Raw genomic sequence first — 12628 nt, 5'->3', positions numbered from 1 at the left:
ATTTCAAAAAATCGCAAGCAGCGTCGGTCATTGAGCGCTGCCTGGATCAGAGCATCAGCTTGACGACATGCTCGGAAGGGTCGCGGGATTTGCCGGCGTTCTCAAGCGCTTGCACGTAGTCTTCCCACAGAGACTCCTGGCGTCTGGCCAGTTGGTACAGGTAATCCCAGGTAAACAGACCGCTGTCGTGACCGTCGTCGAAGGTCAGCTTCAGCGCGTATTGCCCCGCAGGTTCGACCTTGGTCAGTCCGACGCCCAACTTGCCGAATTGCAGAATCGGCTTGCCGTGCCCCTGAACCTCGGCAGACGGAGAATGCACGCGCAGAAACTCGGCGGGCAGGTGATATTCCTCATCCGGCGCATATTTCAGGGTCAGGGTTCTGGAGGCTTTGTGCAGCTGAATGGCAGTGGGGAGCATTGAAAGCAGCCTCAAGTTTTAAGCTTCAAGCTTCAAGCAGAAGCAAAAAAGCTGCAAGCGTGAACAACCGCTTGCAGCTTGCAACTGACAGCTTGCCGCTCTAGAGAATATAGCGCGACAGGTCTTCGTTTTCCGCCAGGTCGCCCAGGTGGCTGTTGACGTACTCGGCATCGATTTCGATCGGTGCGGCGTCCGGGCTGATGGCCAGGTCGCCTGCGCTGAACGAGACTTCTTCCAGCAGACGCTCAAGCAGCGTATGCAGACGGCGAGCGCCGATGTTTTCAGTCTTTTCGTTGACCTGCCAGGCGATCTCGGCAAGACGCTTGATGCCTTCCGGCTTGAACTCGATCTTCAAGCCTTCGGTTTTCAGCAGCTCGCGGTACTGCTCGGTGAGCGATGCGTGCGGCTCGCTGAGAATGCGTTCGAAATCCTGCGGCGACAGCGCCTTGAGTTCGACGCGGATCGGCAGGCGACCTTGCAGCTCGGGCACCAGATCACTCGGTTTGCTGAGGTGGAACGCGCCGGACGCGATGAACAGGATGTGGTCGGTCTTGACCATGCCCAACTTGGTATTCACGGTGCAGCCTTCGATCAGCGGCAGCAGATCGCGCTGTACACCTTCGCGGGACACATCGACGCCGCCTGAATTACCGCGTTTGGCGACTTTGTCGATCTCGTCGATGAACACGATACCGTGCTGCTCGACCGCTTCCAGCGCCTTGGCCTTCAGCTCTTCTTCGTTGACCAGACGGCCAGCCTCTTCTTCGCGCACCAGCTTGAGCGCATCCTTGACCTTGAGCTTGCGGCTCTTGGTCTTGCCCTTGCCCATGTTGGCAAACAGGCTCTGCAGCTGATTGGTCATCTCTTCCATGCCGGGCGGCGCGGAAATATCGACACCCACGGTCTCGCTGATCTCGAGTTCGATCTCCTTGTCATCCAGCTGGCCCTCGCGCAGGCGCTTGCGGAACAGTTGGCGAGTGTTGGAGTCGCTGCTCTGCGCCGGGTCTTCGTTGAAACCCACGCGGGCGGGCGGCAGCAGGGCGTCGAGGATGCGCTCTTCGGCAGCATCTTCAGCACGATGACGGACCTTGACGATTTCCTGCTCGCGCAGGAGCTTGATTGCGGCATCAGCCAGATCGCGGATGATCGACTCCACATCACGACCGACATAGCCGACTTCGGTGAATTTGGTCGCTTCGACCTTGATGAACGGCGCGTTGGCGAGCTTGGCCAGGCGACGGGCGATTTCGGTTTTGCCGACACCCGTCGGACCGATCATCAGAATGTTTTTCGGCGTCACTTCGACGCGCAGCTCTTCAGGCAACTGCATGCGGCGCCAGCGATTGCGCAGGGCAATGGCGACGGCGCGCTTGGCATCGTCCTGGCCGATGATATGGCGGTTGAGTTCGTGGACGATTTCGCGGGGAGTCATGGCCATGGTTATTCACGGTCCTCTGGCACGGAAAAGCCGATGGGGCCGCAACGCATGCGGCCCGGCAAGGGCTTAATCGGCGAGGTCCTGCTCCTCAATAGTGATGTTGTGGTTGGTGAACACGCAGATATCGCCAGCGATATGCAGAGAAGTTTCGGCGATTTCGCGTGCTGACAGATCGGTCTTGAGCAGCAGGGCGCGCGCGGCGGCCTGAGCAAACGCGCCGCCGGAGCCCATGGCAATCAGGCCATCCTCGGGTTCGACGACGTCACCGTTGCCGGTGATGATCAGCGAAGCGTCCTTGTTGGCGACTGCCAGCATGGCTTCAAGACGGCTCAATGAGCGATCGGTACGCCAGTCCTTGGCCAGCTCGACGGCTGCGCGAACCAGATGCCCCTGGTGTTTTTCCAGCTGGGCTTCAAAGCGCTCGAACAGCGTGAATGCATCGGCGGTGGCACCGGCAAATCCGGCGATCACTTCACCGTGATACAGGCGGCGCACCTTCTTGGCGTTGCCTTTCATGACGGTGTTGCCCAGGGAAACCTGGCCGTCGCCAGCCATGACGACTTTGCCGTGACGGCGCACTGATACGATGGTGGTCAAGGGGAGAGTCTCCACACAGCGGGGCGAAAATGCCCTGATGCAAACTCATATGGGGGTGGGGGCGGGGATTTCAACCTTGGGGGTGAAGACCGGGATGAGGTGGCGCAGCGCAGATTTGTGACGCGGAGCGTCACCCAAGGCGTTCCCACGCAGAGCGTGCGGAACGAGCGGTGTCAGGGAGAACACTTCTCGTGCCCATGCTCCGCGTGGGCATGCAGTTCTGGACGCTCCGCGTCCGATCTTGATCAGGCGGCCTGAAAGGCCCGGTTTCCCGGGCTCATCGGGTATTTCGTTACTTGAGCTTTTCGTCCGCCCGGAACATGTTGCGTATCCCGCGCACGGCCTGGCGGATGCGGTCCTGGTTTTCGATCAGCGCGAAACGCACGTGATCGTCGCCGTACTCACCAAAACCGACACCCGGTGAAACGCAGACTTTGGCTTCGGCCAGCAGCTTCTTGGCAAACTCCAGCGAGCCCAGGTGCGCGTAGGCCTCGGGAATCTTCGCCCAGACATACATCGACGCCTTGGGGTTCTCGACCATCCAGCCCAGTTCATGCAGGCCTTTGACCAGTACGTTGCGGCGCTGGCGATACTGCTCGGCGATGTCGAGTACGCATTGCTGATCGCCTTCCAGTGCGGCAATAGCAGCGACCTGCAACGGCGTGAACGTGCCGTAGTCGTGGTAGCTCTTGATGCGCCCCAGTGCGTTGACCAGCTCCGGGTTGCCGACCATGAAGCCGATTCGCCAGCCCGCCATGTTGTAGCTCTTGGACAGAGTGAAGAACTCGACCGCGATGTCCTTGGCCCCCGGAACCTGCATGATCGACGGGGCTTTCCAGCCGTCGTAGACGATGTCGGCATACGCCAGGTCATGCACCACCAGCACATCGTACTGTTTGGCCAGGGCCACCACGCGCTCGAAGAAATCCAGCTCCACACATTGCGCCGTCGGGTTCGACGGGAAGCCGAGAATCATCATTTTCGGCTTGGGAATCGAGCCGCGAATCGCCTTTTCCAGTTCGGCGAAGAAATCCACACCCGGCACCAGTGGCACCGACCGCACCTGGGCGCCGGCAATCACGGCACCGTAGATGTGGATCGGATAGCTGGGGTTGGGCACCAGCACCGTATCGCCCTGATCCAGCGTGGCCAGCATCAGGTGCGCCAGGCCTTCCTTGGAGCCGATGGTGACAATCGCTTCAGTTTCGGGGTCGATATCGACCTCATAGCGCTTCTTGTACCAGTTGGAAATCGCCCGGCGCAGGCGCGGAATGCCGCGTGAGGTGGAGTAACCGTGAGTGTCTTCGCGCTGGGCGACGGTGACCAGTTTTTCAACAATGTGCGGCGGCGTCGGCCCGTCGGGGTTGCCCATGCTCAAGTCGATAATGTCCTCACCGCGACGGCGAGCAGCCATTTTCAGCTCGGCGGTGATGTTGAACACATAAGGGGGGAGTCGATCTATGCGCGCAAAGCGGCGCGGCGAACCTTGGTCGGCCATGGTTATCTCGCAAACGTAAGCGCCCGGAACCGTCCGAGCGACGCGGCCACATGAGGCGGCCTGGCGAAGAAGATAAGTGCGCTGACAGCGTTTTGTCCACCGGGATTTGCAGCGCATGGCCGGTGGCGATATTCGGACCCCATCGAATGATCCCGGCGGTGTAGAATCGGCGCTATTCATCGCCAGTCATCCCCCGGCGGGTTTATGAGCTCAGGCCGAGTACACGGTGATCCCGTGGTGTTCGGTTTCTTCGCTGCCTGCGGTCACTGCCGCACGCCCGCGACGTCAATAGAAGCTCACTCCCTTCCTGATCAGCCTTAATGTTTGCCGGAGTGCTCCAATGCCTGATTACCGCTCGAAAACATCTACCCACGGCCGCAACATGGCCGGCGCCCGTGCCCTGTGGCGCGCTACGGGCATGAAAGACGAAGATTTCAAGAAACCGATCATTGCCATCGCCAACTCCTTCACCCAGTTCGTACCGGGCCACGTCCACCTCAAGGACATGGGCCAACTGGTCGCTCGTGAAGTCGAACGTGCCGGTGGCGTGGCCAAGGAATTCAACACCATTGCGGTCGATGACGGCATCGCCATGGGCCACGACGGCATGCTCTATTCGCTGCCGAGCCGCGAGATCATTGCCGACTCGGTCGAGTACATGGTCAACGCGCATTGCGCCGACGCCATCGTGTGCATTTCCAACTGCGACAAGATCACCCCTGGCATGCTGATGGCCGCGTTGCGCCTGAACATCCCGGTGGTCTTCGTCTCCGGCGGGCCGATGGAAGCGGGCAAGACCAAACTGGCCAGCCACGGTCTCGACCTGGTCGACGCCATGGTCATCGCCGCCGACTCGACGGCCAGCGACGAAAAAGTCGCCGAATACGAGCGCAGCGCCTGCCCGACATGCGGTTCCTGCTCGGGCATGTTCACCGCCAACTCGATGAACTGCCTGACCGAAGCGCTGGGCCTGGCATTGCCGGGCAACGGTTCGGCCCTCGCCACCCACAGCGACCGCGAGCAACTGTTCCTGCAGGCGGGTCGGACCATCGTTGACCTGTGCCGACAGTACTACAAGGAAAACGACGCGTCGGTGTTGCCGCGCAACATCGCCAACTTCAAGGCGTTCGAAAACGCCATGACGCTGGACATCGCCATGGGCGGCTCGACCAACACCATCCTGCACTTGCTGGCCGCCGCTCAGGAAGCCGAGATCGACTTCGACCTGCATCATATCGACCGTCTGTCGCGCAAAGTGCCACAGCTGTGCAAGGTTGCGCCGAACATCCAGAAGTACCACATGGAAGATGTACACCGCGCTGGCGGGATCTTCAGCATCCTCGGCGAGCTGGCCCGTGGCGGCCTGTTGCACACTGACCTGCCGACCGTACACAGCAAGACCATGGCCGAAGGCATCGCCAAATGGGACATCACCCAGACGGACGACGAAGCGGTGCACACCTTCTTCAAGGCAGGCCCGGCAGGCATCCCGACGCAGACCGCGTTCAGTCAGTCGACCCGCTGGGAAAACCTGGATGACGACCGTGAGAACGGCTGTATCCGCAGCGTCGAGCATGCCTATTCGCAGGAAGGTGGCCTGGCCGTGCTGTACGGCAACATCGCGCTGGATGGCTGCGTGGTGAAAACCGCAGGCGTCGACGAGTCGATCCACGTCTTTGAAGGCAACGCGAAGATCTTCGAAAGTCAGGACAGCGCCGTGCGCGGGATTCTCGCCGACGAAGTGAAGGCGGGCGACATCGTGATCATCCGTTACGAAGGCCCGAAAGGCGGTCCGGGCATGCAGGAAATGCTCTACCCGACCTCGTACCTCAAGTCCAAAGGGCTGGGCAAGGATTGCGCGCTGCTCACTGACGGCCGTTTTTCGGGCGGCACCTCGGGCCTGTCCATCGGCCATGCGTCGCCGGAAGCGGCGGCAGGCGGTGCGATTGGTCTGGTCCGCGATGGCGACAAGGTGCTGATCGACATTCCGAATCGCTCGATCAACCTGCTGATCGACGACGCCGAGATGGCCGAGCGGCGTGCCGAACAGGACAAGAAAGGCTGGAAGCCGGTCGAGTCGCGGCCACGTAAAGTGACCACTGCCCTCAAGGCCTACGCGCTGCTGGCGACCAGCGCCGACAAGGGCGCGGTACGTGACAAAGCGTTGCTGGACAAACTGGTGCCTTGATCTGCATCGCTGACAACAAAAAGCCCGGCAGAGATGCCGGGCTTTTTGCTGCGTTCGAACAAGCAGCGCTTACTTGCGGTCGGCAATCACGCCGATCAACACCAGCACCACCAACAGCACCGGGGCCAGGCTGTAATTGTTGAACTGGCTGAGGCCGCGCACTACCCATGGCGTGGCGTAGATCAGTGCCGCGCCGCTGCCAACCGCACAGAGCAGGGCGATGAGCGGGATGCGCAGGGCGCCGGTCATGCTGCTGATGCGTTGTTCGATCCAGCCTTTGATGTCCGAGCCGAACAGCACCAGCAGGCAGCCCACCAGGGCCAGTGCGATTTCCGAAAGATTGCTGCGACTCCAGCGCGAAACGGTGGCGAGCAAGTCGAGTACGAAATCCATGCAGGGTCCTTAGATCAGAAAGTATTGCAGCAAGTCATTGAGGAACAACTGGCCTTGTGGCGTGGCGACCAGGCGTGTCGGGTCATCATGCAGCAGGCCCTTGTGCTCGGCCTGTCGCCGGGCTTGGGCCAGTGAGTCGACGCTTAGACCCGTTCTTTCGCGAAATAACGCAGCCTCCACACCATTTGTCAGTCGCAGCGCGTTCATCAGGAATTCAAACGGCAATTCGTCCAGCGGCAGCAGCTTCGAGCCCGCTTGAAACGGCTTGTCCGGGTTCAGATAGTCCTTCGGCAGGCGGGTCTTCCACGTACGGATGATGCGCCCGTCCGGATGGCTCAGCTTGCCGTGTGCGCCCGCGCCGATGCCGATGAAATCACCGAACGCCCAGTAATTGAGATTATGTCGCGCCGGTTTCCCGGCTTGCGCATAAGCCGACACTTCGTACTGCGCGTACCCATGAGTGGCCAGCAACTGCTGTCCGGTTTCCTGAATATCCCAAAGAATGTCGTCTTCCGGCAAAACCGGCGGCTGATTCCAGAACACCGTGTTGGGTTCCAGTGTCAGTTGATACCAGGACAGATGGGTCGGCGCGAGGGCGATGGCCTGACGCAGATCGTCGAGCGCTTCGTCCTGGGATTGATCCGGCAGGCCGTGCATCAGGTCCAGGTTGAAGTTGTCGAACCCGGCCAGGCGCGCCATGTCGGCGGCGCGAATGGCTTCGTCGCCGTTGTGGATGCGGCCCAGCGCTTTGAGTTTGGACTCTTGAAAGCTCTGAATACCGATCGACAGCCGATTGATCCCCAGGCCGCGATAGGCGCTGAATTTCGCCTGTTCGAAGGTGCCAGGGTTGGCTTCCAGGGTGATCTCGATGTCGCTGGCAAAACGGATGCGCTGTTCGACACCTTGCAGCAGACGGCCCAGCGCATCGGCGCTGAACAGGCTCGGCGTGCCACCACCGAAGAAAATCGATTGCAGCTCGCGGCCGTAGACGTGCGGCAGGTCCAGATCCAGATCGGCGAGCAGGGCGTCGACGTATTCCTGCTCCGGCAGCACCGGGCTTGCGGTATGTGAATTGAAATCGCAGTACGGGCATTTGCGCACGCACCACGGAATGTGGATGTACAGCGACAGGGGCGGCAGGTGCGGCAGCGCAGGGCGTGGGCTCTCTGACGAGAAACCGCTCGCGCCGAGAAACAGCGGCTGCGCTGGCGAATCGTGGGTCATTGCAGGCCCAGGCGTTGCCGCAACAGGACCATGGCACGGGCGCGGTGGCTGAGCTGGTTTTTCTCGGTCGGGCCGAGTTCGGCACTGGAGCAGTCACGCTCAGGCACCCAGAACAGCGGATCGTAGCCAAAACCGTGTTCGCCGCTGGCGGCGTGCAGAATGCGCCCGTGCCACAGGCCTTCGCAGAGGATCGGCAGCGGGTCGTCAGCGTGGCGTACCAGCGCCAATACGCAGACGAATTGCGCGCCGCGTTGCTCGTCCGGCACGTCTTTCAGCGCCTCCAGCAGCTTGGCGTTATTGGCAGCGTCGCCCTTACCGTCGTCGTAACGAGCGGAATAAATGCCCGGCGCACCGCCGAGAAAGTCCACCGCCAGCCCCGAGTCGTCGGCCAGCGCAGGCAGACCAGACAGGCGCGCGGCGTTGCGTGCCTTGAGGATTGCATTCTCGACGAATGACAGGCCGGTTTCTTCCGGCTCCACCAGGCTGAACTCGCTGACCGAGCGCAGCGTCACGCTGCCGCCGAGCATGGCCTGGAGTTCTTTGAGTTTGCCGCCGTTGTGGCTGGCCAGTACGAGTTGAGTGAGGTTCATGGTTGGCCTGTCGTGGTACTTGAAAACGGTCGGTTAAACGGCAATCCTGTGGTCGGTCAGCCCGGGGCTGGTGACCCGGTAGATACCGATTTCGCCCAGCAGATTGGGCCATAGCTTGCTGGCCCAGCCGTGACGGTGCTGCTGATCGACCGCCAGCCTGTCGAGCACTTGCGCATCGCGCTCGCGGCACAGCTCTTCGAAGTCGCCGAATGTGCAGAAGTGAATGTTCGGCGTGTTGTACCAGGTATATGGCAGGAATTCGGAAACCGGCATGCGGCCCTTGCTCGCCAGATACCAGCGGCAACGCCAGTGGCCGAAGTTCGGGAAGGTGATGATGCACTGGCGACCGACGCGCAACATCTCGTCAAGGATTCGGTCCGGGTAATGCACCGCTTGTAGGGCCTGGGTCATGACCACCACGTCAAAGCTGTTGCTGGCAAAGTTGCCCAGCCCCTTGTCGAGGTCTTGCTCGATGACGTTGATGCCCTTGGCGACGCATTCGGCGATGTTGGCTGCGTCGTTTTCCAGCCCGTAGCCGGTAACCTGCTTATTGTCACGCAGCCAGGTCAGCAGTTCGCCGTCGCCGCAGCCCAGGTCGAGTACGCGGCTGCCTGCGGGGATCCATTCCTGGATGATTTCCAGATCGGCTCTCATGACATCCTCACAACGAAATTCGGTTCATGTAATTACCGAAAGCCTGCAAGTAGCGCGGAATCGGGATCAGGAAGGCGTCGTGCCCTTGGGGCGCGTCGATTTCCAGGTAGCAGACGTCCTTGCGGGCCGCCATCAGGGCGTCCACCAGTTCCCGCGAACGGGCTGGCGAAAAGCGCCAGTCGGTGGTGAACGACATCACGCAGAACTTCGCCGTCACGTGGGCGAATGTCTTGGCCAGGTCGTCGTTGAAGTTGGCGGCAGGGTCGAAGTAATCCAGCGCTTTGGTCATCAACAGGTAGGTATTGGCGTCGAAACGCCCGGAAAACTCCTCGCCTTGATAACGCAGGTAGCTTTCGACCTGAAACTCGACGCTGTGAAAATCGTAGTTGAGTTTTTCGCTTTTCAGGCCTCGGCCGAATTTCTCGCCCATCGAATCATCGGACAGGTAGGTGATGTGCCCGACCATCCGCGCCAGCATCAGGCCGCGCTTGGGAATCACGCCGCGCTCCTGGAACGAACCGCCGTGGAATTCCGGGTCGGTGAGAATCGCCTGCCGGGCCACTTCGTTGAAGGCGATGTTCTGCGCCGAGAGCTTGGGTGCCGAAGCGATTGCCAGACAGTGGCGCACGCGATCCGGGTAACTGATGGTCCATTGCAGCGCCTGCATGCCGCCCAGACTGCCGCCGATCACCGCTGCCCACGTGTCGATGCCCAGCAGATCGGCCAGCCGTGCCTGACTGTTGACCCAGTCTTCGACGGTCACGACCGGGAAGTTGGCCCCGAACGGCTTGCCGGTGTCCGGGTCGATGCTGCTTGGGCCGGTCGAGCCGTTGCAGCCGCCCAGATTATTGAGGCTGACGACGAAGAACTTATTGGTGTCGACCGGCTTGCCGGGGCCGATGCAACTGTCCCACCAGCCGGGTTTGCGGTCATCGGCGCTGTGAAAACCAGCGGCATGGTGATGCCCGGACAGCGCGTGACAGATCAGCACGGCATTGCTGCGTGCGGCGTTGAGCTGACCGTAGGTTTCGTAAATCAGGTCATAGGCTGGCAACGAACGACCGCAGGCCAGCGCCAGAGGCTCGCTGAAATGCGCCGTTTGCGGTGTGACCAGTCCGACAGAATCGTGGGGGAATACCGTGGGCATCGACCCTGCTCTCGCGTGAATGAGGCGTAAGTCTAAAGACCGCAGGGTGCAGCGGCAATAAGGGATGTTGTCAGGCGCAAATCAGCAGCAACCTCGGGACAGGACGCAGAGCGTCCAGAACGGCATGGCGACGCGGAGCGTCGCACGATAGTTGAGGTGATCGTTCCTCACGCTCCAGCGTGGGAATGCCGTGGGTGACGCTCCGCGTCACAGATCCGCGCCGCGCCGCCCGCTCAGGATTGGACGCAGAGCGTCCAGAAAGGCGTACCGACGCGGAGCGTCGGTACGATAGTCACGGAGTTCGCTTACATCAACAACCGCAGTACATCCGGCATGCCGCTCATGGCGGCGAGGTTGTTGATGACCAGCATGTCCAGCAGCTTGAGGACCAGGAACGCCAGGATCGGCGAGATATCCAGGCCGCCCAGGTTCGGGACGATCTTGCGGAACGGCGCCAAGGCGGGTTCGCAGATCTGGTTGACCAGTTCCGCGCCAGGGTTATGGCTGGCCGGGGCGACCCACGACAGGATTACGCTGATGATCAGGGCAAAGAAGAAGATCTTCAGGAACAGTGCCGTCACGCCAATGATGGACCAGAGCAGCAAGTGCAGCGGATCACCGGTGGTGCCGAACATCAGCAGCAAGGTCAGCGCCATCAGAATCATCTGCACGATGATCGCCAGCACCAGCGACGACATGTCCAGCCCGAACAGGCTGGGAATGATGCGCCGCAACGGCTTGAGCAGAGGCTGTGTGGCGCGCACGATGAACTGGCACAGCGGGTTGTAGAAGTTGGCCCGCACCAGTTGCAGCACGAAGCGCATCAGAACGATCAGCAGGTACAGACTGCCAAGCGTTTGCAGGACGTAAATTGCAGCGGTGTTCAATCCGATCATCAATCTGCTCCAGAAAAAACCTAAATTATTTGCCCAGTTGTTCAGCCAGTTCGGCTGCACGGTGATCGGCAGCCGTCAGCGCAGTTTCCACCAGTGTTTCAAAGCCGCCCGCCTGGAATGCCTTGATCGCAGCCTCGGTGGTCCCGCCCGGCGAGGCGACACGACGCCGCAGCTCGCCTGCGTCTACCTCGCTGCCAGTCGCGATCAGGGCCGAGCCCAGCGCGGTTTGCAGGGTCAGCTTTTTAGCGATGTCCTCCGGCAGACCCAGTTTCACGCCTGCCGCTGTCATCGCTTCCATCATCAAAAAGAAATACGCCGGACCACTGCCGGACACTGCCGTAACAGCGTCCATGTGTTTTTCCTGCTCAACCCAGACTGCGATGCCGACCGCAGCCAGCAACTGCTCGGCCTGCTCATGTTGCGCTGGCGTCACCTTGTCGGTCGCGTACAGCCCGCTGGCACCCTGACGCAGCAATGACGGTGTATTGGGCATGCAGCGCACGACAGGCCGCTCGCCCAGCCACTGGGTCAGGCTGGCGCAGGTAATACCGGCCGCAACCGAAACGATCAACTGATCAGGCCCAAGACTGGATTTCAGCGCCTGGCAGACGCTTTTCATCATTTGCGGCTTGACCGCCAGCACCACCACGTCAGCGTCTTTGACGGCGTCGGCATTGTCGGCAAATACTTTGATGCCGTGCTCGGTGGAAATCCGCTCGCGGGTTTCGGCACCTGGCGCACTGGCGCAGATCAGGGCCGCGTCCACACCTTGGGCGCGCAGGCCGCCGATCAGGCTGGCAGCCATGTTTCCGGCGCCGATGAAGGCGATACGAGTCTTGTTCATGACGGGGTTCCTGTGTGCAAATTCAGTGTGTGCAACGTTAGGGCTGCCCATAGTCGCGAGCGCCAAACAGGGCCGTGCCGATCCGCACCCAGGTTGCGCCTTGTGCGATGGCGGCCTCCAGATCGTGGCTCATGCCCATGGACAGTGTGTCGAGCGGCAGGCCCAGCTGCTCCTGCAAGGTACGCACGGCGGCAAACGAGGCGGCCTGCTCGACAGGATCATCCGTCGGCTCGGGAATCGCCATCAGCCCGCGCAGCTTCAGCCGCGGCAGGGCGTTGATGGCGGCGGCCAGATCCGCCAGGTCCTGAGGCGCGCAGCCCGACTTGCTGGCTTCACCGCTGACATTGACCTGAATGCAGATGTTCAGCGGCTCAAGCGCTTCGGGCCGCTGTTCGGACAGGCGTTGAGCGATTTTCAGGCGATCCACTGAATGCACCCAGGCGAAGTGTTCGGCGATAGCGCGCGTCTTGTTCGATTGAATGGGGCCGATGAAGTGCCAGCACAAGGGCAGGTCGCTCAGTTCGGCCTGTTTCGCGAGTGCTTCCTGTAAATAATTTTCGCCGAAGTCGCGCAGGCCTGCGGTGTAAGCTTCACGCAGGTCGCTGGCGGGCTTGGTTTTACTCACCGCCAGCAGGCCGACGGACGCCGGATCGCGGTCAGCCGCGAGGGCTGCGTCGCGAATTCGCTGTTCGAGCGTTGAAATGTTCGCTGCTATCGTGGACATTGATTTGCGCCAGTCAG

13 protein-coding genes are annotated in these 12628 nt (G+C 61.1%); 1 reads left to right on the top strand and 12 read right to left on the bottom strand.

Annotated elements, in window-relative coordinates:
• Positions 1-46: 46 nt before the first annotated feature.
• From I9H07_RS21970 to alaC, 4 genes are all read right to left on the bottom strand, one after another.
• Positions 47-418, bottom strand: coding sequence for a gamma-butyrobetaine hydroxylase-like domain-containing protein (locus I9H07_RS21970; protein ID WP_236423669.1), 372 nt, complete (start codon positions 416-418; stop codon positions 47-49).
• A gap of 100 nt (positions 419-518) precedes the next feature.
• A complete protein-coding gene (hslU, locus tag I9H07_RS21965; RefSeq protein ID WP_024673309.1) occupies positions 519-1856 on the bottom strand; it encodes an ATP-dependent protease ATPase subunit HslU in 1338 nt (445 codons plus the stop codon).
• A gap of 66 nt (positions 1857-1922) precedes the next feature.
• Positions 1923-2453 (bottom strand): ATP-dependent protease subunit HslV, encoded by a 531-nt coding sequence (hslV, locus tag I9H07_RS21960; protein WP_003378861.1) that lies wholly within the window; start codon positions 2451-2453, stop codon positions 1923-1925.
• A 292-nt stretch (positions 2454-2745) separates the two neighbouring features.
• Positions 2746-3951: an alanine transaminase gene (gene alaC, locus I9H07_RS21955; RefSeq protein ID WP_024643501.1), complete on the bottom strand. Its 1206-nt coding sequence runs from the start codon at positions 3949-3951 to the stop codon at positions 2746-2748.
• A gap of 340 nt (positions 3952-4291) precedes the next feature.
• Here alaC and ilvD point away from each other — a divergent pair, with 340 nt between their 5' ends.
• Positions 4292-6139: a dihydroxy-acid dehydratase gene (gene ilvD, locus I9H07_RS21950; protein ID WP_236424197.1), complete on the top strand. Its 1848-nt coding sequence runs from the start codon at positions 4292-4294 to the stop codon at positions 6137-6139.
• Positions 6140-6208: 69 nt separating this feature from the next.
• On the opposite strand, the gene I9H07_RS21945 is transcribed toward ilvD, so the two are convergent.
• The 8 genes from I9H07_RS21945 to I9H07_RS21910 form a co-directional block, all read right to left on the bottom strand.
• Positions 6209-6532: a DUF3392 domain-containing protein gene (locus I9H07_RS21945; protein ID WP_024643503.1), complete on the bottom strand. Its 324-nt coding sequence runs from the start codon at positions 6530-6532 to the stop codon at positions 6209-6211.
• Positions 6533-6541: 9 nt separating this feature from the next.
• Positions 6542-7756 carry a radical SAM family heme chaperone HemW gene (gene hemW / locus I9H07_RS21940; protein WP_058824305.1) on the bottom strand — a complete coding sequence of 405 codons (1215 nt, stop codon included), beginning with the start codon at positions 7754-7756 and terminating at the stop codon, positions 6542-6544.
• The gene (gene rdgB / locus I9H07_RS21935) at positions 7753-8346 is read right to left on the bottom strand and encodes an RdgB/HAM1 family non-canonical purine NTP pyrophosphatase (protein ID WP_236424199.1); all 594 of its coding nucleotides are present in this window, start codon (positions 8344-8346) and stop codon (positions 7753-7755) included. The genes hemW and rdgB overlap by 4 nt, the downstream gene beginning before the upstream one ends.
• A 33-nt stretch (positions 8347-8379) precedes the next feature.
• Positions 8380-9000, bottom strand: a complete 621-nt coding sequence (metW, locus tag I9H07_RS21930; RefSeq protein WP_024672844.1) for a methionine biosynthesis protein MetW — start codon at positions 8998-9000, stop codon at positions 8380-8382.
• A 7-nt stretch (positions 9001-9007) separates the two neighbouring features.
• Positions 9008-10147, bottom strand: coding sequence for a homoserine O-succinyltransferase MetX (gene metX, locus I9H07_RS21925; RefSeq protein ID WP_024672843.1), 1140 nt, complete (start codon positions 10145-10147; stop codon positions 9008-9010).
• 305 nt (positions 10148-10452) lie between these two features.
• On the bottom strand, positions 10453-11043 hold the full coding sequence (locus tag I9H07_RS21920) for a YggT family protein (protein WP_007252044.1): 591 nt from the start codon (positions 11041-11043) through the stop codon (positions 10453-10455).
• Positions 11044-11068: 25 nt separating this feature from the next.
• Positions 11069-11887: a pyrroline-5-carboxylate reductase gene (proC, locus tag I9H07_RS21915; protein WP_236424201.1), complete on the bottom strand. Its 819-nt coding sequence runs from the start codon at positions 11885-11887 to the stop codon at positions 11069-11071.
• 37 nt (positions 11888-11924) lie between these two features.
• Positions 11925-12611, bottom strand: coding sequence for a YggS family pyridoxal phosphate-dependent enzyme (locus I9H07_RS21910; protein WP_024673479.1), 687 nt, complete (start codon positions 12609-12611; stop codon positions 11925-11927).
• Positions 12612-12628 lie beyond the last annotated feature (17 nt).

The sequence above is a fragment of the Pseudomonas syringae genome (assembly GCF_023278085.1).
GTDB lineage: Bacteria > Pseudomonadota > Gammaproteobacteria > Pseudomonadales > Pseudomonadaceae > Aquipseudomonas > Aquipseudomonas syringae_Q.
This window is presented reverse-complemented; position numbering and strand designations above follow the sequence as displayed.